Here is a 21,219-nt window from a genome sequence, read left to right on the forward strand (position 1 = left end):
AGGCGTTCCGCACCCAGCGGCCGCGGCCGACTGCTCAGGGCTCGCGCAGCGCGACCGCTTCCTCCTCCTCGTCCGGGAACGGGTTCTCGAGGGCGTCCGCTCGCTCCCACTCCGCGTCGGTGACCAGACAGTCCTCGAGGGCCGACCGGAGCCTCGCTTCCCGCGTGTCGGTGCCGATGAAGACCAGTTCCGTCCGGCGGTCGCCGTGCTCGTCGTGCCACTCCAGATCGGGCCGGTTCGAGCGGTACAGGTCGCGGCGAACCTCCGGGAGCGCGGCGATCCAGGGCCCGCGGACGCTCGCGCGGACGGACGGGCCCGCCTGCGCGACGTCGACTTTGACGTCCCGGCCGGCGATCCACGCGACGCCCTTCGAGCGCACGATGCCGTCGGGGAGGTCGCGTAACACCGCGGCGAACCGCTCGGGGTGGAAGGGACGGCGCGCTCGGTAGACGAACGAGTCGACGCCGTAGACCTCGTCGGGATGGCGGTGGCGGTGGTGGTCGTCGTGCCCGCCGTGTCCGCGGTCGCCGCCGTGACCGTGCACGGGATCGGATTCGGCCCCGTCGTCGGCCAGCGCGCGCTGCCAGCCCGCCGCCTCCGCCATGCGGCCGGGATCGAACAGCCCGACGCCGAGGAGGCGGTCGGGATCAACCGCGCTGAATTCCGTCCGGATCGTCTCGGCCTCGGGTCGGAGCGCCCGGACGAGCGCCTCGGCCTCCTCGAGTTCCGCGGGCTCGCAGAGATCGGTCTTGTTGAGCACGACGAGGTTCGCGACCTCGAGTTGCTCGATCAGTAGATCCGAGAGGGGACGCGTGTCGTCGGCGTCGTCGTCCGCCGAGTCGCGTCGACCGCGGCGCTCCGGCACGTCCTCGCCGGCGAAGGTATCGAGGAAGAGCCGGGTGTCGAGGACGGTCACGAGCGCGTCGAGGTCGTAGCTGGCGGCGACCCGCGAACTGGTCGTAAAGAGCCGCGCGACCGGTTCCGGCTCGGAGATCCCCGAAGCCTCGACGAGCAGGTGGTCGAACTCGCGCTCGCGGGCCAGTCGGACGACCGCCGTCTCGAGGTCGTCCCGCAGCTCACAGCAGATACAGCCGTTCGAGAGCTCGGCGACGCCGCCCTCGACGTCGAGGTCCGATCCCTCGGCGACGAGTTCGGCGTCGACGTTCACGTCGCCCATGTCGTTGACGAGCACGGCCAGGTCGCGGTCGTCTACCGTTCGCAGGAGGTGGTTCAGCAGCGTCGTCTTCCCCGCGCCGAGTCCCCCCGAGAGCACGGTGACGGGAACGCCGTTCGAATCCGAGTGCATAGGGTGTTATTGTGACTCGAGGGCCAAGAACCGTCGTATCGGCGCCGTTCGATCCCGGCGATTCATCTCGATTCGATGCCATTATTAGCGTCCAGTTTCGACTGTTTATTACGGGAGCTGCGTCGCAGTAAGACACACCACCCGCTCCCGTTTTCACGGCGCAAGTGACCGGAGAGCCGTGACTCCGTCGGAGCGGGCAACGGGCGATCTGTCGTTTCACGCCGATCTATGTAATTGTTTGGCAGACATTCACCTAACGAAATACATCGCTGTCGCGGGCCCGGCGGTCGGGATGCGTTCGCCGGTCTCGTTCGCGCGCAATCGCCCGCCGCGACAGCTTTTTGTCTCCGGGCCCGAGCATGACCGACGATGACACTCGCCGAGCGGATCGCCGCGTTCCGGGCCACCGTCGAAGAGTGGCTCCGCGGGCTCTACCACGGGATGTTCACCCACCCCGCCTACGAGAAGATCGAGGCCGAAGCCGAGGACACGGAGGACGCGTTCATGCTCGCCTGCTTCCCCGACGCATTCGGGATCCCCAGTCCCGTCTCCTACTACACGGCCGAACTGCTTCCCTACCTCGAGGACGAGTACGAGGCCTGGGAGCGCCGCATGTGGGACCGCCAGTCCGTCATCGAACGCAAGGGCCACCAGTATCACTTCTGAGCCAATGACGACCTTCACGTTCTTCGGCGGCAAGGGCGGCGTCGGCAAGACGACCGTCTCGAGCGCCTACGCGCTCGAGTGTATCGACGCGGGGCTGGAGACGCTCGTGGTCTCGACGGACCCGGCCCACAGCACGGCCGACGTCTTCGACCAGGAGTTCGGCGACGACCCGCGTCCCGTCGAGGGGTACGACGGGCTCTCGGCGATGGAGATCGATCCCGAACGGGAGGTCCAGGATCACCTCCAGGAGCTGCGCCGGCAACTGAACGCCCAGCTCTCGGCGGCGATGGTCAACGAGGTCGAACTGCAACTCGAGATGGCCCACCAGACGCCGGGGGCCTACGAGGCCGCGCTGTTCGACCGCTTCGTCGAGGTGATGCGCACGGCAGACGACTACGATCGAGTCGTCTTCGACACCTCGCCGACCGGCTCGACGCTGCGGCTGCTCGCCTTGCCGGACCTGCTCGAGCGCTGGATCGATCGCTTGATGGACAAACGCGAGCGCAGCATCGACCTCTACGAGAAGGCCGCGATCGGGAACCAGGAACCCCGCCGCGTGATGGAGGGCGATCCGATCCTCGCGCGCCTGCAGGGACGCAAGGAGCGCTTCGAGTTCGCCGGCGAGGTGTTACGCGAGGACGCCGCCTTCTACCTGGTGATGAACCCGGACGAACTCTCGATCCGGGAGACGGCCCGCTCGCTCGAGACGTTAGCCGAGGCCGACCTGCCGGTGCGCGGACTGGTCGTCAACCGGCTGACGCCCGAGCCGGAACCCCACGAGGAGGGCCGCGGCGCCCGGTATCTCCGTGAACGCGTCGAGACCGAGCGCGACCGCCTCGAGCGCATCGAACGGGAGTTCGAACCGCCCGTCGTGGCGACGATCGAGACGCGCGTCGAGGAAGTGCGCGGGAGCCTGCTCGAGGACGTCGCGAGCGACCTCGAGATCGCCGTCGAAACCGAGTGACGGCGCCCGGTCGTATTCGGCCGCTGCGCTTACCGTTTCGTTATCGACGCTGACAGAACGCCTCCCGAACCGGAACTTTCCGTTATCCCGTCGTTACGGGATCGATCTGTCATAATACACAGACCTACCGCGATCCACAATGAATTATATTTATGTTCTTCCCGTCCCTCCCGGGCTAGAGAGAGGGTACCATGGCAGGTGTAATATGGATCGTGGCACTGGTGCTGGTGACGTTTTCCGTCTCGTACGTCGCGTACGGACGGTATCTCTCGCAGTTCGTGGGGTTAGACGACAGTCGAGAGACGCCGGCACACAAGTACCAAGACGGTCAGGAGTACGTCCCGGCGAAGAAGCCGGTACTACTGGGGCATCACTACTCGAGTATCGCGGGCGGCGCACCCGTCGTCGGCCCGATCACGGCCGCGCTGGTCTGGGGTTGGGTCCCGGCCGTGCTGTGGGTCGCGATCGGTAATCCGCTGTTGGGTGCGGTACACGACTTCGTCTCGCTGTCGAGCAGCCTCCGACACGAGGGGAAGTCGATCGGTTACATCATCGGCGAGTACGTCGGGGAGCGCGGCAAGGACATGCTGCTGTGGTTCGCGTTCCTGCTGACGATTCTCGTCGTCGCGGTGTTCGCGCTGGTCATCGGCGTCGTGCTGAACGCCTACCCGTCGGCGGCGACCGCGAGCCTCCTCTACGTCACGCTCGCGTTCGTCTTCGGGGTCTGGCTCTACCAGCTGAACCTCCCGTTCTCGGTCGGGACGGTCGTCTTCGTCGGTGGCGTCTTCGCGTCGGTCTGGGTCGGTATCCAGTACCCGCTCGCGATCGTCCCCGGCGACTACCCAGCCGGGACGACCGTGCTGTTCGAGTCGACGCCGTTTTTCGTCCCGTCGCTGCTCGGGAGCGCGAACATCGGTGCGTGGGTACTGGTGATGCTCGTCTACGGCGCGGCGGCGAGCATCCTGCCGGTGTGGATGCTGTTGCAGCCTCGAGACTACCTCTCGTCGTTCCTCCTGTACGCGGGGGTCGGCGGGAGCCTGCTCGCGGTCATCGTCGGCACGCTCATCACCGGGATGGGTACCGACGCCGTCCACCCCGAGACCGGCGCGCAACTGACGCTCGACATCACGACGGGAGCCTGGTACGGCTTCCTCGGACAGGGCGGTCCGCTCGCCGAGATGCTTCCGCTCATGCCGCTGTTCCCGCTGTTGTTCCTGACCATCGCGTGCGGGACGATCAGCGGCTTCCACTCGCTGGTGTCCTCGGGGACGACGGCCAAGCAGTTGAACAAGGAGACCGACGCCAGACTGATCGGCTACGGCGGCATGCTCGCGGAGGGGCTCCTGGCGGCGGTCGCGCTGTGTGCAGTGACGGTCGTCGCGATCCCGGCCAGTAGCGGCGGGATCGGACTCGCACTGCCGAACTTCGCGACCGGCGGCGGCGCCATCCTCACCGCCCTCGGCATTCCGTTCGAGTTCGCCGCACCGTTCATGGCGCTCGTGCTCGCGAGCTTCCTGCTGACGAGCATGGACACGGCCGTTCGACTGGGCCGGTACATGTTAGAGGAGATCGTCGGCACGCCGGAGACGCCGGTCGAGGAGTACGCGGCCAACCGCTACGTCAACACGTCGATCATCGCGGTCGTCGCGTTCTTCCTGCTCGGCAGCGGCCGCTGGGAGGACCTCTGGACGCTGTTCGGCGGCGCGAACCAGCTGCTGGCGTCGCTGGCGCTGCTGACCGGCACCGTCTGGCTGGCCAACTGGAGCGAGTCCAAGCAGCTGATCTCCACGGGCGGCCCGATGGCGCTGATGGGCTTTATCACCGTCATCGGCCTCACCTGGACCGGCCTCTACCAGATCCTCGGCGGTCGGCTGCTCGGCATCACCGCCGACGCCGAGACGACGCTGCTCGGCCAGGCGTCGGCCGTCGTGCAGATCGCCATCATCGCGGTCCTCATCGGGCTGGCGCTGTCGCTGTTCAAGATCGGCTACGATAACATGCGGACGGCCCGTCGCACGGGCGACGGGGTCGCAGCCGACGCCATCTCGGACGACGACTGAGTCCGACCGCGACCGCGGTCGGCGATTTCGCGGCGGACGCTCCTTTTCCGGCGACTCGAGACCAGGAGAAGTGTACTCGATCAGCGGCCGTTTCGCCCGTCTCGCTTCACCTCGCCGCGCGCTCGAGTACCGAAGCCGACGATCGGGGCTACAGCTGCAGCCGCCGAGAAAGCAGTCCGAGGAGCCCCCTCTCGTCGGTCTCGATCGGATCCCAGAGTCGGAAGGCGGTCGCGACGTCGGCGTTCTCGCTCGCGACCAGTTCCTCGGCGTCGGGCGCGACGACGGCCAGGTTGATCTCGTAGTGGCCGTGATACCCCCACTTCAGCAGGGTTCGACCGTCGTATCCGGCGACGCGGTCGCGGATTTCGTCGGGGATCGACGGAGCGACCGCGACGAAGGTGAACTCCGTCGAGAAGTGCTCCTCGTCGGGCTCGATCCAGTCGTCGGCCAGCCGCTCGCCGAGGTCGACGAACCGATCGAGCGCCCGATCGTCGACCGCGTCGACGCGCCTGACGAACAGGTGTTCGGTCGACTCGTGTTCGGCCAGCGAGAGCGCGGGGTGGAGGAAGTGCTTCCTGTTCACCAGTTCCATCCGTCCGTACAGCGCGAACCGCTCGCCCTCGACGGCGTAGTCCTTCTCGAGGTCGTAGTTGTGAAACAGCCGGTCGCTGACCCGGTCGACGTACTCGTCGTCCCAGTCGGGGACCGCCTCGAGAGCGGCGTCACCGGTCGACTCGGCCGCGGGCTCGAGCGACTCGGCCTCGTCGGGGTCGCGCGTGCTGTCACTCATGCGAGTCACCGGATCGGGCGTCGCGTGTCGGCTGCCGGTCGGGACCGGCCGTCGCGACTCGAGGGCTGTCCATGCGTCCTGATGGCACGACACGTCCAAAAGTCCGTCGGCACCGCCGTCCGCGCGAACCGCCGCTCCAACAGGACTTAAGAGTCGAGCGGCCCTATTACGGGTGATCGATAATGACTAACGACCGCGAAGCGTGCGGCCGCTGCTCGGTGTCTGTCGCAGTCGACGTCGCGAACGAGGACCGGGACGACGACGAACGGACCGCTCGCAATCCGCACGAGGAGGGCCGCATCGAGGTCGACGAGACCGAACTGAAAACGCTGTCGCCGGACGGCTGGATCGCCGACCTCTCGAGTCGGTTGAACGACGCGGCCCAGCGCGTGATCTGGCGGCGGTAAGCGGGTCCCGGCGTCGCGTCCGGCTCAGAATACTGCCACCGCGACGAGGACGAGCGCGGCGATCACCGCTCCGAGGACCACTCCGGAGGCCTGCAGCGCTTCCGCCGCGATCGCGAGCAGAAGGGCGACGATCGCTCCGAGCCCTGCGACCGACCGGCGCTGCCCGTTCGGGGACGCCTCGCGGTCCGCTCGATCGGGCTCCGCGTCCGTCGGGGCCGTCGTCGCCTCGAGATACGGCCGAAACGACTCGAGTCGCTCGGTCGGCCGCACGATGCCGCGCGGCTTGTCGTACTCGATGACGCCGGCCGTGTCGAGTTTCGGCAGGTGTGACTGGTAGAGCGGGATGTAGACGCGCTGGCGCTGCGCGGAGGTGAGTTCGGCCACGGTCGTCTTGTGTTCCCGCGCGGCGACGTGTTCGGCGACGTCGCGCATCTTGACGGGACCGTCTCTTTCCAGCAGGTATCGGATCGACTCCCGCCGTCGGAAGGTCTGGAGGATGTGGAACGTTTCGTCGGGGGAGAGGGCTGCGGACGCTTCGGCTTCCGATTCACCGGTCTCGCTGTCGGAAGCGTTCGGCGGATGCACGGGGCGGTCTGTAACTGACATACTGCTCACTCGAGTAGGCGAATCGGACCGACCTAAACTTTATTGTATAGCGTTAATGTTGGGACAATAAAGATATCTCTCGGAGTTCTCCCGTCGGGGTGGTCGAATCGATCGTCCGACGGAACGAAACGACTCACGAACCCGCGCCGTCCGGCCTCGATCCGCTACGAGATTCCGCTACGCCACGCGCCGTCTCTCGGGCGGTCGGGGCGTCCGCTCCACTGGCGTCGGCACCCGACTCGAACGGAGTGCGTCGTCGCTGATCGACGTCGCATCCACCGGTCGGTGGTCATTCGGATCCCTCCGCGCCGTCCCCGTCGCGGTCCGATCGCACCTCGAGGTACCCGCGACTGGAAACGGTGATTCGAAACCCGCGAGCGGCGAACGAGATCGAGCGCCGATCCGCGGTCTCGGCGGGCTCGGACGGCGACAGGAGCCGGTCGAGCGCATCGGGGTCGATCACGTCGTACAGCGGCGCGTCGAATCCGCCGTCGGAGAGGGAGTCGAGCGCCGAGACGACGGCGAGGCTCGGCGGCGTCGTCCCCGCGTCGTAGGCGATCCGATAGGTGTCCGTTTTCGGCTCGTACTCGAGCGTCTCGATGGCGTCGGGCGTTCCCCCCGTCATTCCGGCTCGTCGACGAGTTGTTCGCCGAAGTGATCGAACGGCTGTCTGTGCGAACTCTTGAACACCTTCGAGTCGGCGATCGAGAGACCGATCGCGCTCAACTCGTCGCTGACGCGAGCGATGTCGTCGGTATCCGTCCCGACGGCTTCGATCCGAACGTTCTCCGTCCCGTCGAGAACTTCCTGAACGCTCACGACGCCGCTTACGTTTCTGGCCGCTTCGGCGAGCGCGTTCCGTTCGACGCCGGGAGCGCCGCAGACGAAGAGCACGTGTAACTGGAGCCCCGCGTTATCGTAGTCGATTTCCGGATAGTAGCCCCTGATGACGCCCTCGTCTTCCAGCCGCTCGATGCGATTCCGAACCGTGCTGGCCGACACGCCGATTCGATCCGCCATCTCGCGCGTCGTGATCTGCCGAGAGTTATGTTGCAGTACGTACAGAACCCCCTTGCTAACGTCATCTAACTCCATGAATCACGATTTTGCAGTACTCGCACCCTGGGATCATATTTTCCCCAAAATACGACGGTATGATTTACAATCAGCAATCGACGGATGAAAATAGACGGCGCACGACTGACGGAACTGTATTCTTCGCAACCATATAGTACCGTAAAAACGAATGTACAGATAGATATCGTGTCGAAGCCCCGTCCTGCCGGCCGCTGGCGACGGACGCGAACTGATCGCAGCGAGTCGCCGAACGGAGACGGTGCTCGTCACGAATCGTCGACGTACCGTTCGTCTCGCAGCGAAACGCGGACCGCACCGTCTCGAGGCGCCGACCGGGCGCTCAGTTCGTCGTGATGATCTCGATCACGTCGCGGGACTCGACCTCGTAGTCCTTGCCGAGCTGGCGGTTCGTCCGGCAGTCGATGGCGTGCAGGAAGCCGTCGCCGATGTCGGAGTGGAGGCTGTACGCGAAGTCCTCGGCCGTCGAGTTCGGCGGAATCAGGTAGCAGTCGGGCAGCACCTCGCCGCGTTCGTTTCCGAGTCCGTTCGCGCCGCCGGGGAACACCGGCACGACGCCGAGCACGTCGAACAGCGCGGTCTCGAGGGCCGCCTGGACGCCCGTCGCGCCGTACTCGGAGAGGAACTCGCGGATCTGTTCTAAGCCCTGCTCCTGGTCGCCCGAAATATCGCCCGTGATCTCGAAGTCGGCGTCGCCGGGGCGGTAGTCGACGACGTCGGCCTTGTCGGCCGATTTCAGGGCCTTCTCGGCGTGGGCGCTGCAGGGGACGATCGTCAGGTGGTCGTACTCGGGATCGTTCGCGATCTCCTCGTAGTTTTCCTGTGCCTCGGGGGTGTCCATCTTGTTCGCCGCGATGACCATCGGCTTGGTCTCCGTGCGGATCTCGCGCGCGAGCGCGAGTTTGTCCTCGTCGTCCCAAACCGCGGGGTCGAAGCCGACGTCCGTCCGCCGAATCAGGCGCTTGATCTCGTCCTCGTTCGTCTTGAACGCGCTCATCTGCTCGGCGAGCTCTTCCTCGATGGCGTCGTCCTCGGTGGTATACCCGGACTCGTACCGGTTGATACCCTTCTCCAAGACGTCGAGATACCACTGATCGAGTTCCTCCTCGAGGAAGGCGATGTCCTTCCGGGGGTCGTGGTCCTCGGTGGGTTCGCCCTCGAGGTCGGTCTGTCCCGAGAAGTCGACGACGTGGACGAGCACGTCGGTCTCGTTCAGGTCACTGAGGAACTGGTTGCCCAGCCCCGCGCCCTCGTGGGCGCCGGGGATGAGGCCGGCGACGTCGACGAGTTTCGTCGGGACGAACCGGGTCCCGTGGTCGCAGTAGCCGACGTTGGGGGTACACTCCTCGTCGAACTCGGGGGCCGCACAGTCGACGCGGACGTAGGCTTCGCCCACGCTGGGGTCGATGGTCGTGAACGGGTACGCGCCCTCGGGCACGTCGTTCATCGTCGCGGCATTGAAGAAGGAGGACTTGCCGACAGACGGTTTGCCGACGAGTCCGATCCGGTAACTCGCACTCATTGTCCGTCCGAGGAGCGGGGTGACTAAACGGGTTTTCCTTCCGGCTCGGGTGTGTTATGCGGATCCCTGGCACGGCAGAGGGTCAGAATTCCGCTCGAGACGGGCGGCGACCCGTGGTGGGGGCGGACCCGCGTCGACTCGAGAATCAGTATACCTATCACCGACCGGTACTGACGGGCGTCCATGAAGGTCGGCGCACACGTATCCATCTCCGGCTCGCGCGTCTCCTCCGACGACGAAACGCCGCCGTACGACGATCTCCGCAACGCGGTCCACCGCCAGCGCGCGTTCGGCGGGAACTGCGGGCAGATCTTCACTACCTCGCCGCAGGTCTGGGCCCAGCCCGAGATCAGCGACGAGGCCGCCGACGGCTTCCGCGAGGAATCGGACGAGCGACTCGAGGGGCCGTGGGTGATCCACTCGGCCTATCTGGTCAACCTCTGCACCCCGAAGGACGACCTCCGGCGCAAGTCCAAGGAGAGCATGCAGGCGGAACTCGACGCCGCCGCGAAACTGGGCATCCCGTACGTCAACGTCCACCTCGGCGCGCACACGGGCGCGGGCGTCGAGGGCGGCCTCGACAACGCGGCGAGTCTCATCGACGAACTCGACGTGCCGGAAGGCGTCCAGATTCTCATCGAGTCAGACGCCGGCAGCGGGACGAAGCTCGGCGGCGAGTTCGAGCACCTCGCGGGGATCATCGACCGCACCGAGACCGACATCGGCATCTGCATCGACACCGCCCACACGCTGGTCGCCGGCAACGACCTCACGACGCCCGAAGCGGTCGACGAGACCGTCCAGCGGTTCGACGACGAGGTCGGGCTGGAGTACCTGAAGTACATCCACCTCAACGACTCGAAACACGACGTCGGTACCCACAAGGACGAACACGCGCTCATCGGCGAGGGCTACATCGGCGAGGACGGCATGCGGGCCATCGTGAACCACCCCGACTTGCGGGACCTGCCCTTCGCGCTCGAGACGCCGACGGAAGATGGGAAAGGCTTCGCGTGGAACATCGAGAAGGTCAAGGAACTGCGAGAATAGAACGAGACCGGCGAGGCCGGTCGGTCTCGTAGTTAGGACGAACCGACCCGTTTTTACTCGAGACCGCCGTACCGGGAGCCGTGCGCGAGTTCTCCGAGGACTACCTGCGCCGGACCCGCGAGGGGATGTGGGCCGACTCCCGCGAGGCCCTCGAGCCCCTCGCCCTCGGGTCCCGCGAGCGCGTCCTAGACGTCGGCTGCGGCACCGGCGAGCTGAGCCGCGTCTTGCGCGAGGAAGCCCCCGACGACGCCACCGTCGTCGGCTGCGACGCCGACCGCGAGCTGCTCGAGATCGCGGCCGACGGCGACGATCCCGTCCCCGCCGTCGCCGGCGACGCCCTGCGCCTCCCGTTCCCGGACGACAGCTTCGACCTCGTGGTCTGTCAGGCGCTGTTGATCAACCTGCCCGATCCCGCGGCCGCCGTCGCGGAGTTCGCCCGCGTCTCGACGGATCTCGTCGCGGCCGTCGAACCGAACAACGCCACCGTCGAGATCGACTCGAGCGTCGATCGCGAGGGCCGCCTCGAGCGGCGGGCCCGCAGCGCCTACCTCGACGGCGTCGCGACCGACGTCGCGCTCGGCGCCGACGCCCGCGCGGCGTTCGAGGACGCCGGCCTCGAGGTGCGCGAGACGCGCCGGTACGATCACGTCCGGACGGTCGAGCCGCCCTACAGCGAGATGGCGCTGGTCGCGGCCCGGCGGAAGGCGACCGGCGCGGGGCTGGCCGACGACCGCGAGACGATGCTCTCGGGGGCACTCACCGAGGCGGAGTACGACGACCTCCGGGGCGCGTGGCGCGAGATGGGACGGGACGTAATCGAACAGATGGAAGCGCGGGAGTACCGCCGCGAGGAGGCGGTGCCGTTTTTCGTCACCGTCGGTCGAGTCCCTTGAAGTGTCTCGAGAACGGGTAGTACTTCTCGATCGTCCCGTCCGTACCGGCCGCCCTTAGCGGGACGATCGAACGATGATCTGATCCTTCACCGTCTCGATGCGATCGACGGGCACCCACAGTCGGTCGTCGTCGGATCGCTCGGACGCCGTCCTCGGGGAGCCGTCGCCGGGTTCGACGACGAGGTCGAGCAGCGCGCCGGACTCGGGGTCCATGGTCACGGTGTGGAGTCGACCGAAGATTTTCCCGTCCGTTCCGACGACGCGTTTTCCGCCCAGATCTCGTGCGAATATCTCGCTCATACGTGTCCGGCCCACGTCCCATCACAAATGAGTTCGGTTCCTCCTCACTCGAAGCGCCTCTGATCGGATCGCGACCGGCGGCGGGTTACATGTGAACGCGTCGCTAACGGTTCGTCATGGCTACGATCGAACTCGAGGGGCTCACCAAGGATTACGGCGAGGTGCTGGCCAACGACGGCGTCACGTTCTCCGTCGAGCGCGGCGAGATCTTCGGCTACCTCGGGCCCAACGGCGCCGGCAAGACCACGACGATCCGGACGCTGCTCGGTCTGCTCGCGCCGACGGCGGGGACGGCCCGCGTGCTCGGCCGCGACGTCACCGACGAGGACGCCCTGCTCGAGGCCAAACGGCAGTTGGGCTACCTGCCGGACGCCCCCGCGTTCGACGAGACCGCGACGGGTCGGGAGGTCCTCGAACTCCACGCCGCGATCAAGGGCGACGAGCGCAGCGAGGCGTTGCTCGAGTTGTTCGAACCGCCCCTCGACCGGCCGGTTCGGGACTACTCCCACGGCAACGTCCGCAAACTCGGCCTCGTGACGACGTTCATGCACGACCCGGAGCTGGTGATCTTGGACGAGCCGACGAGCGGTCTCGACCCGCTGATTCAGCACCGCTTCGCCGAGTTCCTTCGCGAGGAACGCGAGCGCGGCGTCACGGTGTTTTTCTCCTCGCACGTGTTGAGCGAGGTCCGGCGGCTCTGTGACCGCGTGGGGATCATCCGGAACGGACGCCTCGTGACGGTCGAACCCGTCGAATCGCTGCTCGACCGCAGCGGGAAGGTCGTTCGACTGCGCGCCGCGACTTCGATCCCCCGCGAGGCGCTCGCGATCGACGGCGTCCACGACCTCGAGACGAGCGTCGTTCGCACCGGCGACGCCGACGATACCGACGACGCGACGACGGCGGTCACCGAGTGCGCGTTCACCTTCACCGGCGACGTCAACGCCTTGCTCGCTCACCTGCGGGAGTACCGCTTACTCGACCTGTCGATCGAGGAGGCGCCCCTCGAGAACGTCTTCATGCGGTTTTACGGCGGCGAGGAGTCCGCCGACGCCGCGTCGAAACCGGGACTGACCGAGCGGCCGGGGGGCGATTGAGATGCTCGAACTCGCCCGGTACGACGGCCGCCAGCGACTCAAGGGGAGCCTCTACCTCTCGGTCGCCATGTCGCTGCTGGCGGTCACCGTCGTCTGGATCTACCCCTCCTTCAGCGGTTCGTTCGACGACGTCGACGAGGAGTTCCTGCAGGCCTATCCCGAGGGCGTCATCCAGCTGTTCGACATCCGGACGATGGCCTCCCTCGAGGGGTTTCTCGCCTTCGAACTCTACGTCTTCGGCTGGACGATCCTGCTGGGGCTCTACCTGGCCTATCTGGGGGCCGGCACGATCGCCGACGACGTCAAGCGCGGGCGGATGGACGTCCTGCTGTCGATGCCGATCTCGCGGGCCCGGACCGTCGCGGAGAAGTTCGCCGCGCTGGCCGTCCCGATCGTCGTCGTCAACGTCGTCACCCCGGTCGTCGTCTTCGTCGCCGCGACGCTGGTCGGCGAGCCGATTTCGGCCGCGGACCTGGCGGCCCTCCACGCCCTCTCCGTTCCGTACCTCTTCGCCTGCGGGGCCATCGGACTGGTCGCCTCCGTCGCCGTCGACCGCGTCGGCATCGCTCAGCGGCTCGCCCTCGGGATCACCTTCGGGCTGTTCATGCTCGAGTCCCTCCTGACCGGCACCGACTACGAGGCGGTCGGCGCCGTCGCCCCCATGCGGTACTTCGATCCCAACGCCGTGTTGCTCGAGAGTTCGGTCGATCCCGTCCACGCCGGAATCCTGGTCGCGATGACCGCCGTCCTCGTCGTCGCCAGTCAGCGCTGGTTCGAACGAAGCGATATCGCCTCGTAGCGAACTCGAACTCCGAAACTCGATCGCCTCGCCTTCAAGCGATCCCGAGAACTGGGCGACGAACTGCGCCTGACCGGCCCCGTGAGCGACACGCCGACGAACTCCGTCGTCCCGGCGATCCGGTTGCCGCGCTGGAACTGAACGTGGAGAGTGCCCTCGAGGTAGGCGAAGCCGTCATCCGATGAGCGCCTCTAATTCAGTCGGCGTTATCGCTCGCGAGCCCGGTGCTGACGCAGTCGTCGCCGAGCGGACAATCACCGCACTCGGGATTCCGTGAGGTACAGACGTCGGCCGCGAAGTCCAGCATGGCGTACAGGAAATCGCTGCTCCGATCGGACGGTGCTATTTCGTCCGCGAGAACGGCGATCGCGTCCGAATCGCACTCGAGACCGAAGAACCGAGAGATCAACCGCCGAACGTTCGTGTCCACTGCCGAGACGTCCTCTCCGAACGCGTGAACCGCCACCGAGCGCGCGGTGTACGCTCCGACTCCGTGGAGCTCCGCGAGCTCGTACCGACAGCGGGGAATTTTTCCCGAATGGCGAGCGAGCAGCTGTCCCGAACACCGTTCGATGAACCCCGCGCGCTTCGAGAGACCGAGCGGTGCGATCCGATCCTCGATCTCGTCCGACGGAGCGGCGACGACGGCCTCGGGAGTCGGATACCGCGTCACGAAGGGAACGTACGCTCCGGATACGGCGGCCGCCGTCGTCCGCTGGAGCAGGACTTCCGCGATAAGCAGTTCGTAAGGCGATCGTTCGGTCGCGCGCCACGGGAGACCGTGTCGACCGTGTCTCTCGTACCAGCGGAGCAGCGGATCGGTAAACGGCCGGGAACTCGAGGGCATGCGGTACCCTGTCGCGGTATCGGTTAAATACGTGAGGACGGTGAGCGACGTTCGGGAAACGATCGATCCCCGATACCCAGGCGGACGAGTCCGTGTTCAGTCGTCGGTCGGCTCCTACCCCAGTCGCTCGAGGACCGCGCTGCCCTCGAGGTAGGCGAAGTCGTGTCGGTCGGCGTAGGCGCGGGCGTCGGCGGGCGAGAGCGCCGCGCCGGTCTCGTCGTCTAACATCTCGCAGACGACGACGGCCGACGGGAGGTCGGCGGCCTCGGCCAGCGCGAGGCCGAGTTCGGTGTGGCCCTCCCGCTGTGCGAGCAGGTCGGGCGCGGCCTTCAGCAGGTGGACGTGGCCGGGGACGCGGAACTCGGCGGCGAAATCGGTCTCCGCGGGCGCGGCGGCGGCCTCGCCCAGCGCGCGGATCGTCGTCGAGCGATCGTCGTCCGTGATCCCGGTGTAGGTGTCGCGGTGGTTGACCGTCAGCGAGAACGACGAGCGCTCGTCGTAGCCGAGTTCGTGGTCGCCCGTCGCGGGTGGTCGACTTCCTCGGCGTAGAAGGGCAGGTCGAACGCCTCGGCGACCTCGTGGCCCAGCGCGACGCAGACGAGGCCGCCCGCGTCGTTGCGCAGGCGGGCGACGGCCTCGGGCGTGACGTGATCGGCGTGGTAGATCAGGTCGGTCTCGCCCTCGCGATCGGCCGCGTCGTGGACCAACACCGGCTCGCCGGCCCGCAGCGACTCGAGGGCGTCGTCGACGGCGCCGGCCCGCGCGGCCCGGCCGGTGCCGCCGTCGGCGCTCGCGTTCGGCTCGCCGTCCGCGGTCGATCGCGGCCCGGCGTGGTGGCCGGTCATTCGCGACCACCCACGTAGACGACGACGTGATCGTCGTCCTCGAGGTCGAGCTCCTCGCGGAGCTTGTCCGGGGCGATGACCTCGAGCTGGTCCTCGTCGTGGTGGGTCCGCTCGGGCGCGATGATGTGTGCGGTCTCGTACCGGTCGCCGTCGGCCGTCTCGATCGTCGCGGGGTGGCAGACCGCGGGGCCGTAGGTGCGGTCGTCGTCCTCCCACCCGTCGATCGGCACGGGCTCGAGCGACGACATGGCGCCGCGCCGACGGACGCTGTCGTCGCGCAGGTCGACGTTCAGCGTGCCGGGGAACGGCTCGTAGCCGAGTCGGTCCTCGAACTGGCGCTGGTACCCCGGCAGGGAGATGTAGTGGCGGCCCTCGCCCATGCCGCTGGTGACGGTGCCGTCGAGTTCGATCTCCGAGTCCGTCTCGAAGATGCGACGGTAGTCCTCGTACTCGGCGTGGAGCGCGTGTTCGCCGTCGTCGGTGATCGCCACCCACTGGCCGTCGCTGACCGTATCGCGCTCGAGCAGCTCCGCGCTCTCGAGGCGCTGGAGCCGGCGCGAGGCGGTCTGGTTCGACGCGTCCAGTCGATCCGCGAGGTGAGAACAGGAGATCTTCACGTCGCCCTCGAGACCGCCCTCGAGCGCGAGCAGTTTGAGCACGGCGAGTTCGTCGTGCCCGACGGCGGACTCAGCTGAGACTGACATACCCGAGCCTATGGGCGGATTCCCTAAAAGCATACCGAATGTGGTATGCGTAACAAAACTGTGATGGCGTTGTCGAGCGTTTATCGCGTGTCCTGCAATTCCGCGCCCGGCGCAAAAAGCCACCGGTCCCCTCGAGGTTTCGGTCCGATGCCCCCGCTCGACTCGCACCGCCGAAATTCGCGGGGCTCGACATCGCGACGCCGTTCCTTGCACAATGCAAGCCGTCCGGTTTTACCGCGGTCTGTTGAGCGTTTAGGCGTACTTGCATGAAGCGTCTCGTCGAGGCCCTGTTCGGACTGGTCGCACTGACGGGCCTCCCGTACCTGATCTACCTGGGAGCGTACTATCTCCGGCGGCCGTCGGGCACGCCGGCGAACACGCGGCCCCGCGAACCGTCGGTTAGCATCGTGCTGCCGACGTACAACGAGGCCGCCATCGTCGAATCGAAACTCGAGGAGCTGGTCGAGCTCGACTACCCGACGGAGAAGATCGAAATCGTCGTCGTCGACTCGAGCGACGACGGAACGGCCGAATTAGTCGAGACCTTCTTCGCGGGCCGTCCGGAGCCGGAACTGACGCTCATCCGCGAGGACGAGCGGCGCGGGCTCGCGACCGCGCTGAACGAAGCCTACGCCGCCGCGGAGAACGAAGTCGTCGTCAAGACCGACTGCGACTCCCGGCTGGCGCCCGACGCCGTCCGGAAAGCGGTCGCGAACCTCGCCGACCCCGACGTCGAGGCGGTGACCGGGCGCAACGCCGACGTCATCGGCGGCAGCGAGGTCGAACAGAGCTACCGGGACATCCAGACGATGATCCAGATCCTCGAGTCCCACATCGACTCGACGCTGATCTTCCACGGGCCGTTCTCGGCGTTCGAACGCGACGCCATCGTTCCGATCGACGAGGACTCGATCGCCGACGACAGCGAACTCGCCTTAAAGATCCGACGCAACGGCGGCCGCGCCGTCTTCGATCCGGAGATCCACTACAAGGAGGCCGCCCACTCCGAGTTCGGCAAGCGCCGCGAGCAGAAGGACCGCCGGGCGATGGGACTCCTGCGCCTGCTGTGGCGCCAGCGGGACGCGCTCGGCCGCCACGGTAACTACGGCCGCGTCGTCCTGCCCTTCAACTGGTGGTTCATGATCGTCTCGCCGTGGCTCGTCGGCGCCGGCCTCGCGCTGGCGACGCTCGGCTCGCTGGCGGTCCTCGGCCCCGCCGGGCTGCTCACGCCGGCCGGCGTCCTCGCCTTCACGGCGCTGGGCTCGCGGGACGCGCTCGGGCCGCTCCAGCCGATCTACTCGCTGTTCGACACCCAGATCTCGCTGCTGCGCGCCAGCGTCTCCCTCGTCCGCGCCCGCGCCGACGGTGACGAGGAGACCCACGACGGCACCTGGTCGACCGACGACGAACTCCGGGAGGTGTTACAGTGACCGACGCCGACGCAGACGCGAACGTCGCGATCCTCCACGACCGGTTCCCCGGCATCGGCGGCGGCGAGGAGTTCGCCATCGAGGCCGCGCGCGTCCTCGAGGCGCCGATCTACACGACCTACGTCGCCGAGGGAACCGAGATCCCCGACGACGTCGAGGTGATCCCGTTCCAGCAGGCGAAGTACACCTCGCTGCCGTGGCGTCCGTTCCTCGAGTGGAAGAACGAGGGAATGAACCCCCTCGAGACGCTCAACGTGGCGCTCGATATGACGGACGCCCACCCCGATCTCGCCGACTACGACGTGATCCTCGAGAGCGCGCCGCTCTCGAAGTACTACGTCCCCGAGGTGGGACAGCGAATCGTCCACTACCCCCACAGCCCGCCGCGGTGGCTGTACGACCTCTACCGGGACCGGCTCTCCGGATTCGACGCGCCGTTCGTCGAGACCGGGCTCAAGGCCTACGCCAAGGGCTGGCGGGCGCTGGACAAGGAGGCCAACGACTACGTCGATCGGTTCGTCGCGAACAGCGAACTCGTCCGCGACCGGATCCGGCGGTTCTATGACCGCGACGCGACGGTCGTCTACCCGCCGGTGACCGGCGACTGGCGCAACGAGGGCGACGAGGGCTACTTCGTCACCTGGTCCCGGCTCGCCCCCGAGAAGCGGATCGACACGATCGCGAAGGCCTTCGCGGGGCTGGACGAACGGCTCGTGATCGCCGGCGACGGCGAGCAACGCGAGCAACTCGAGTCCTTCGCGGCGAACTACGACAACATCGAGGTGCGGGGCTACGTCGCGGACATCGAGTCGCTGGTCGCCCGGGCTACCGCGGTCGTCTACGCCCCTAAACAGGAGGACTTCGGCCTCGTCGGAGCCGAGGCCATGATGGCCGGCAAACCCCTCCTCGGCGTCAACGAGGGGTTCACGCGCTATCAGGTGCAGGGCGCCCGGACGGGGCTGCTCTTCGAGCCGACCGTCGAGTCGATCCGCGAGACGGTTCGTCGGTTCGATCCCGACGACTTCGACGCGACCGAGATCCGCGCGGAGGCGCGGCGCTACGAGTACGACCGCTTCGCGGCCGGGCTGCGCGAGGTCGTCGCGGAGACGGCGGCGACCGAGATCGACGTGCCGGAGCCGGCGTCGGAGTCCGTTCCCGGATCCGAATCTGAGCCCGAACGCGCGGACGACACTCGACGAGTCGAGCAGCGACGCGACGAGGAGCGCGCCGAGGGGGTGGCCGATCGGTGACGGCGAACGCGACCGCTCGCGATCGGGGCGGCGACTCGAGGGTGCGGACGGACACCGACTCCGCCCAGTCGCGGGGAGCGAAATCCGGCGATCGCTGTCTCCTCTACCAGAACAGCGACGCCCACCCCGCACACCGCGTGTTCGCCGACGCCGTCGGCGCCGACCGTCGCCACTTCGAGACCGGCGTCCGTCCGTCCGAATCGAACGGCAACACCGAGCGGATCGTCGACCGGATTCGGACCGGCGGGACGCTCCCCGCGTACGACACCGTCATCGCGGAGGGGAGCGCGCCGCTCCAGACCGGGCTCGCGTACAAACTCCGCCGACCGGACGCGACCCTCGTCTACCTCGCCGCGGACGAGACCTTCTACACCCTCTCCGAGCGGCCGACGCGCTACCTCTGGCGCGGGCTCGAGCCGATCTCGAGGCGGCTGCTGGACGGCGTGATCGCGGTCGGCAGGGACGTCTACGATTGGGCGCGACCGTACCTCGGCGATCACCCGGTCGCCTACGTCCGGCCGCCGATCAGCGACGCGAAGTACGGGCGGCTCGCGTCGCTCTCGCCGACCTCGCCACAGGAGCCGTTCACGATCCTTTCCGCCGGCGAGGCCAAACCGGCCAACGGTTACGACCGACTGGCTCGAGCGGTCGGCAGGTTCGCCCGGACCGTCGACGCCGACGTGCGACTGGTCGTCCTCGGCGAGGGCCACGAGGCGGAAGGGTACGCGGACAGATCCCGCGTCCTCACGCCCGGCTTCGTCGATCTGGACACCTTCGCCGACTGGTTCGGCCGCGCGAGCGTCTACGTCCAGTCCTCTCGAGGCGACGCCTTCCCCGTCGCCGCGCTCGAGGGGATCCTCTCGGGCACGCCGACGGTGGTCACCGAGGCGACCGGCGTCCGAGAGCTCTTACCGCCGCGACAGGTCGTCCCGCCGACCGAGACGGGCCTGCTCGAGGGCCTGCGGGACGTCTTCGAGCGAGCGCCGGACGAGCGACGGTCGGCCGCGAGCGAGCAGCGAGACCTCGTCGCCGATCTGACCGAATCGAATCAGGGTGACCGCTTCAGCGCCGCGCTGGAGGAGTTCGCATGACCGGCAATCGTCGACCGAATATCGTCGTCCTCTGTCTGGACACCGTCAGAAAGGACGTTTACGACCGATTCGCGACCCGCCTTCGGGAGCGGGCGGCCGTCCGCTTCGAGGGGATGCGCGCGCTCGGCGGCTGGAGCGTCCCGAGCCACGCCGGTCTCCTGACCGGCTCGGTCGCGTCGGAGACCGGCGTCCACGCTCACCAACGTCGGTTCGACCCGATCGACGCCGAAGACACCTGGCTCACACCCCTCGAGCGGCAGGGGTACGAGTCGGTCTGCGTCACGTCGAACATCTACGCCAGCCCCGTCTTCGGCTTCGACCGCTTTTTCGACCGGACGATACCCATCTCGCCGAGCCGCAGACTCCCGGAGGGGATGGACGTCCAGGAACACATCTCCGACCGATCGACCGACGGCGTGGCGGCCTACGCCGACTTCGTCCGCGAGGCCCTCGAACACGACCACCCGCTGCGCTCGCTGGCCAACGGCGTCCTGCTCAAACTCGACGACGTGAGCCGGAAGCTGCCGATCGAGAAGCCGACCGACTTCGGCGGCCGGGCGATCGCCCGCACCCTCGAGCGGGAGGTCGCCGAGCCCGACGGGCCGGTCGTCGCCTTCGCCAACGTCATGGACGCCCACGGACCCCACACCGCCTTCCGCGGGCTCGACGACTCGATTCACGGCGTCTCGTCCGACTTCCACTCGAGTTCGTTCCGGGACTCGGACGTCAACGTCGCGGACGGCCTCGGCGAGTACGAATCGGACGTCGAGCGCGTCCGTCGGCTCTACGCCGCGACGGTCGACTACCTCGACCGGGTCGTTACCGACCTCCTAGACGCCCTAGCGCGGGAGGACGACCGCGAGTCGATCCTGATCGTGACGGCCGACCACGGCGAGAACCTCGGCTACGAGTCCGACGGCTACCTCATGAACCACATGAGCAGCCTCTCCGAGGGGCTGTTACACGTTCCGTTCGACGTCGTGGCCACCGACGACGGCGCCCTCGAGCTCGCGGTCGACGATACGTCCCGTCCCGTCGACGTCGGCGGGCTCGCCTCCCACGCCGACCTCGGCGACGCGGTCCGGTCGCTCGCGGGCGAGGAGCCGTTCGATCCGTTCGCCCTCGAGCGCGAGCGCGCTCGCGCCGAAATCGTCGGCTCCGGCTCCGGCATCCCGGAGGGCGGCGACGAATCGTACTGGGACCGCGGTCAGCGAGTCGTCTACGAGGGCGATCGGAAGTACTACCGCGATCAACTCGGCGCGGAGGCCGTCTACGACGTCTCCGGACCGCCGTCGGAGCAGGTCGAACGACCCGACGAGACGGTTCCGGACGGGCTCTTCGAGTCCGCCTTCGGCGACTGGGTTACCGACGAGGACGCTGACGGCCGGGACCACGCCGAGGGGGTCGACGCGGCGAGTCGCGCCCGGCTGGAGGATCTGGGATACCTATGAGCGCGAGGTCGCGTCGCGCTTCGAACGGAGGTTACGAACCACGCAC

At 67.5% G+C, this 21,219-nt stretch carries 21 protein-coding genes and 1 pseudogene; 12 read left to right on the top strand and 10 right to left on the bottom strand.

All coding sequences use genetic code 11. The features are described 5' to 3' along the window. Positions 1-34 precede the first annotated feature (34 nt). A complete protein-coding gene (locus HTZ84_RS00570) occupies positions 35-1,306 on the bottom strand; it encodes a CobW family GTP-binding protein (RefSeq protein WP_174678892.1) in 1,272 nt (423 codons plus the stop codon). A gap of 369 nt (positions 1,307-1,675) precedes the next feature. On the opposite strand from HTZ84_RS00570, the gene HTZ84_RS00575 reads away from it, so the two are divergent. The 3 genes from HTZ84_RS00575 to HTZ84_RS00585 all read left to right on the top strand — a co-directional run bounded on the left by HTZ84_RS00575 (position 1,676) and on the right by HTZ84_RS00585 (position 4,996). Beyond that, positions 1,676-1,972: a hypothetical protein gene (locus HTZ84_RS00575; RefSeq protein WP_174678893.1), complete on the top strand. Its 297-nt coding sequence runs from the start codon at positions 1,676-1,678 to the stop codon at positions 1,970-1,972. A gap of 4 nt (positions 1,973-1,976) precedes the next feature. After that, positions 1,977-2,936 carry an ArsA family ATPase gene (locus HTZ84_RS00580; RefSeq protein ID WP_174678894.1) on the top strand — a complete coding sequence of 320 codons (960 nt, stop codon included), beginning with the start codon at positions 1,977-1,979 and terminating at the stop codon, positions 2,934-2,936. Positions 2,937-3,127: 191 nt separating this feature from the next. Continuing rightward, a complete protein-coding gene (locus HTZ84_RS00585) occupies positions 3,128-4,996 on the top strand; it encodes a carbon starvation CstA family protein (protein WP_174678895.1) in 1,869 nt (622 codons plus the stop codon). A gap of 148 nt (positions 4,997-5,144) precedes the next feature. On the opposite strand, the gene HTZ84_RS00590 is transcribed toward HTZ84_RS00585, so the two are convergent. Beyond that, positions 5,145-5,786: a hypothetical protein gene (locus HTZ84_RS00590; protein WP_174678896.1), complete on the bottom strand. Its 642-nt coding sequence runs from the start codon at positions 5,784-5,786 to the stop codon at positions 5,145-5,147. A gap of 182 nt (positions 5,787-5,968) precedes the next feature. On the opposite strand from HTZ84_RS00590, the gene HTZ84_RS00595 reads away from it, so the two are divergent. Then, positions 5,969-6,193 carry a hypothetical protein gene (locus HTZ84_RS00595; RefSeq protein ID WP_174678897.1) on the top strand — a complete coding sequence of 75 codons (225 nt, stop codon included), beginning with the start codon at positions 5,969-5,971 and terminating at the stop codon, positions 6,191-6,193. Between the two features lie 24 nt (positions 6,194-6,217). Here the strand turns inward: HTZ84_RS00595 and HTZ84_RS00600 are convergent, their stop codons facing one another. The 4 genes from HTZ84_RS00600 to HTZ84_RS00615 all read right to left on the bottom strand — a co-directional run bounded on the left by HTZ84_RS00600 (position 6,218) and on the right by HTZ84_RS00615 (position 9,416). Next, positions 6,218-6,799 carry a DUF7344 domain-containing protein gene (locus HTZ84_RS00600; RefSeq protein ID WP_174678898.1) on the bottom strand — a complete coding sequence of 194 codons (582 nt, stop codon included), beginning with the start codon at positions 6,797-6,799 and terminating at the stop codon, positions 6,218-6,220. A 289-nt stretch (positions 6,800-7,088) separates the two neighbouring features. Then, positions 7,089-7,424 (bottom strand): HalOD1 output domain-containing protein, encoded by a 336-nt coding sequence (locus HTZ84_RS00605; protein ID WP_174678899.1) that lies wholly within the window; start codon positions 7,422-7,424, stop codon positions 7,089-7,091. Continuing rightward, the gene (locus HTZ84_RS00610; protein WP_174678900.1) at positions 7,421-7,894 is read right to left on the bottom strand and encodes an Lrp/AsnC family transcriptional regulator; all 474 of its coding nucleotides are present in this window, start codon (positions 7,892-7,894) and stop codon (positions 7,421-7,423) included. The genes HTZ84_RS00605 and HTZ84_RS00610 overlap by 4 nt, the downstream gene beginning before the upstream one ends. A gap of 322 nt (positions 7,895-8,216) precedes the next feature. Further along, on the bottom strand, positions 8,217-9,416 hold the full coding sequence (locus tag HTZ84_RS00615) for a redox-regulated ATPase YchF (protein WP_174678901.1): 1,200 nt from the start codon (positions 9,414-9,416) through the stop codon (positions 8,217-8,219). A gap of 183 nt (positions 9,417-9,599) precedes the next feature. Here HTZ84_RS00615 and HTZ84_RS00620 point away from each other — a divergent pair, with 183 nt between their 5' ends. Beyond that, on the top strand, positions 9,600-10,466 hold the full coding sequence (locus tag HTZ84_RS00620) for a deoxyribonuclease IV (protein WP_174678902.1): 867 nt from the start codon (positions 9,600-9,602) through the stop codon (positions 10,464-10,466). Positions 10,467-10,546: 80 nt separating this feature from the next. Next, positions 10,547-11,359, top strand: a complete 813-nt coding sequence (locus HTZ84_RS00625; protein ID WP_174678903.1) for a class I SAM-dependent methyltransferase — start codon at positions 10,547-10,549, stop codon at positions 11,357-11,359. A 54-nt stretch (positions 11,360-11,413) separates the two neighbouring features. On the opposite strand, the gene HTZ84_RS00630 is transcribed toward HTZ84_RS00625, so the two are convergent. Beyond that, positions 11,414-11,659, bottom strand: a complete 246-nt coding sequence (locus HTZ84_RS00630; RefSeq protein ID WP_174678904.1) for a PRC-barrel domain-containing protein — start codon at positions 11,657-11,659, stop codon at positions 11,414-11,416. Between the two features lie 116 nt (positions 11,660-11,775). Here HTZ84_RS00630 and HTZ84_RS00635 point away from each other — a divergent pair, with 116 nt between their 5' ends. Together HTZ84_RS00635 and HTZ84_RS00640 are read left to right on the top strand one after the other, a co-directional pair. Next, positions 11,776-12,756, top strand: a complete 981-nt coding sequence (locus tag HTZ84_RS00635) for an ABC transporter ATP-binding protein (protein WP_174678905.1) — start codon at positions 11,776-11,778, stop codon at positions 12,754-12,756. A 1-nt stretch (position 12,757) separates the two neighbouring features. Then, positions 12,758-13,555, top strand: coding sequence for an ABC transporter permease subunit (locus HTZ84_RS00640; RefSeq protein WP_174678906.1), 798 nt, complete (start codon positions 12,758-12,760; stop codon positions 13,553-13,555). A 196-nt stretch (positions 13,556-13,751) separates the two neighbouring features. On the opposite strand, the gene HTZ84_RS00645 is transcribed toward HTZ84_RS00640, so the two are convergent. The 3 genes and pseudogenes from HTZ84_RS00645 to HTZ84_RS00655 all read right to left on the bottom strand — a co-directional run bounded on the left by HTZ84_RS00645 (position 13,752) and on the right by HTZ84_RS00655 (position 15,951). Beyond that, positions 13,752-14,402 (bottom strand): HhH-GPD family protein, encoded by a 651-nt coding sequence (locus tag HTZ84_RS00645; RefSeq protein WP_174678907.1) that lies wholly within the window; start codon positions 14,400-14,402, stop codon positions 13,752-13,754. A gap of 114 nt (positions 14,403-14,516) precedes the next feature. Next, positions 14,517-15,247 (bottom strand): annotated as a pseudogene (gene ribB / locus HTZ84_RS00650) (3,4-dihydroxy-2-butanone-4-phosphate synthase). After that, the gene (locus HTZ84_RS00655; protein ID WP_174678908.1) at positions 15,244-15,951 is read right to left on the bottom strand and encodes a DUF120 domain-containing protein; all 708 of its coding nucleotides are present in this window, start codon (positions 15,949-15,951) and stop codon (positions 15,244-15,246) included. Before HTZ84_RS00655 ends, ribB begins: the two are co-directional and overlap by 4 nt. 266 nt (positions 15,952-16,217) lie before the next feature. Between HTZ84_RS00655 and HTZ84_RS00660 the strand changes: the two genes are divergently transcribed. The 4 genes from HTZ84_RS00660 to HTZ84_RS00675 are packed head-to-tail and all read left to right on the top strand — an operon-like array spanning position 16,218 to position 21,173. Beyond that, positions 16,218-17,381, top strand: coding sequence for a glycosyltransferase (locus tag HTZ84_RS00660; protein ID WP_174678909.1), 1,164 nt, complete (start codon positions 16,218-16,220; stop codon positions 17,379-17,381). Beyond that, positions 17,378-18,631, top strand: a complete 1,254-nt coding sequence (locus tag HTZ84_RS00665) for a glycosyltransferase (protein ID WP_174678910.1) — start codon at positions 17,378-17,380, stop codon at positions 18,629-18,631. Before HTZ84_RS00660 ends, HTZ84_RS00665 begins: the two co-directional genes overlap by 4 nt. Next, complete coding sequence (locus HTZ84_RS00670; protein WP_174678911.1) at positions 18,628-19,722, top strand: glycosyltransferase family 4 protein; 1,095 nt, start codon at positions 18,628-18,630, stop codon at positions 19,720-19,722. The genes HTZ84_RS00665 and HTZ84_RS00670 overlap by 4 nt, the downstream gene beginning before the upstream one ends. Continuing rightward, positions 19,719-21,173: a sulfatase-like hydrolase/transferase gene (locus HTZ84_RS00675; RefSeq protein ID WP_174678912.1), complete on the top strand. Its 1,455-nt coding sequence runs from the start codon at positions 19,719-19,721 to the stop codon at positions 21,171-21,173. The genes HTZ84_RS00670 and HTZ84_RS00675 overlap by 4 nt, the downstream gene beginning before the upstream one ends. Positions 21,174-21,219: the final 46 nt, after the last annotated feature.

Origin of the sequence: Haloterrigena gelatinilytica, assembly GCF_013342145.1 — an archaeon.
Classification (GTDB): domain Archaea; phylum Halobacteriota; class Halobacteria; order Halobacteriales; family Natrialbaceae; genus Haloterrigena; species Haloterrigena gelatinilytica.

Excerpts from the sequence above, each read along its gene's own strand:
- HTZ84_RS00570 (WP_174678892.1), bottom strand. The coding sequence starts at position 1,306 with ATGCACTCGGATTCGAACGGCGTTCCCGTCACCGTGCTCTCGGGGGGA.
- HTZ84_RS00575 (WP_174678893.1), top strand. The coding sequence starts at position 1,676 with ATGACACTCGCCGAGCGGATCGCCGCGTTCCGGGCCACCGTCGAAGAG.
- HTZ84_RS00580 (WP_174678894.1), top strand. The coding sequence starts at position 1,977 with ATGACGACCTTCACGTTCTTCGGCGGCAAGGGCGGCGTCGGCAAGACG.
- HTZ84_RS00585 (WP_174678895.1), top strand. The coding sequence starts at position 3,128 with ATGGCAGGTGTAATATGGATCGTGGCACTGGTGCTGGTGACGTTTTCC.
- HTZ84_RS00590 (WP_174678896.1), bottom strand. The coding sequence starts at position 5,786 with ATGAGTGACAGCACGCGCGACCCCGACGAGGCCGAGTCGCTCGAGCCC.
- HTZ84_RS00595 (WP_174678897.1), top strand. The coding sequence starts at position 5,969 with ATGACTAACGACCGCGAAGCGTGCGGCCGCTGCTCGGTGTCTGTCGCA.
- HTZ84_RS00600 (WP_174678898.1), bottom strand. The coding sequence starts at position 6,799 with ATGTCAGTTACAGACCGCCCCGTGCATCCGCCGAACGCTTCCGACAGC.
- HTZ84_RS00605 (WP_174678899.1), bottom strand. The coding sequence starts at position 7,424 with ATGACGGGGGGAACGCCCGACGCCATCGAGACGCTCGAGTACGAGCCG.
- HTZ84_RS00610 (WP_174678900.1), bottom strand. The coding sequence starts at position 7,894 with ATGGAGTTAGATGACGTTAGCAAGGGGGTTCTGTACGTACTGCAACAT.
- HTZ84_RS00615 (WP_174678901.1), bottom strand. The coding sequence starts at position 9,416 with ATGAGTGCGAGTTACCGGATCGGACTCGTCGGCAAACCGTCTGTCGGC.
- HTZ84_RS00620 (WP_174678902.1), top strand. The coding sequence starts at position 9,600 with ATGAAGGTCGGCGCACACGTATCCATCTCCGGCTCGCGCGTCTCCTCC.
- HTZ84_RS00630 (WP_174678904.1), bottom strand. The coding sequence starts at position 11,659 with ATGAGCGAGATATTCGCACGAGATCTGGGCGGAAAACGCGTCGTCGGA.
- HTZ84_RS00635 (WP_174678905.1), top strand. The coding sequence starts at position 11,776 with ATGGCTACGATCGAACTCGAGGGGCTCACCAAGGATTACGGCGAGGTG.
- HTZ84_RS00640 (WP_174678906.1), top strand. The coding sequence starts at position 12,758 with ATGCTCGAACTCGCCCGGTACGACGGCCGCCAGCGACTCAAGGGGAGC.
- HTZ84_RS00645 (WP_174678907.1), bottom strand. The coding sequence starts at position 14,402 with ATGCCCTCGAGTTCCCGGCCGTTTACCGATCCGCTGCTCCGCTGGTAC.
- HTZ84_RS00655 (WP_174678908.1), bottom strand. The coding sequence starts at position 15,951 with ATGTCAGTCTCAGCTGAGTCCGCCGTCGGGCACGACGAACTCGCCGTG.
- HTZ84_RS00660 (WP_174678909.1), top strand. The coding sequence starts at position 16,218 with ATGAAGCGTCTCGTCGAGGCCCTGTTCGGACTGGTCGCACTGACGGGC.
- HTZ84_RS00675 (WP_174678912.1), top strand. The coding sequence starts at position 19,719 with ATGACCGGCAATCGTCGACCGAATATCGTCGTCCTCTGTCTGGACACC.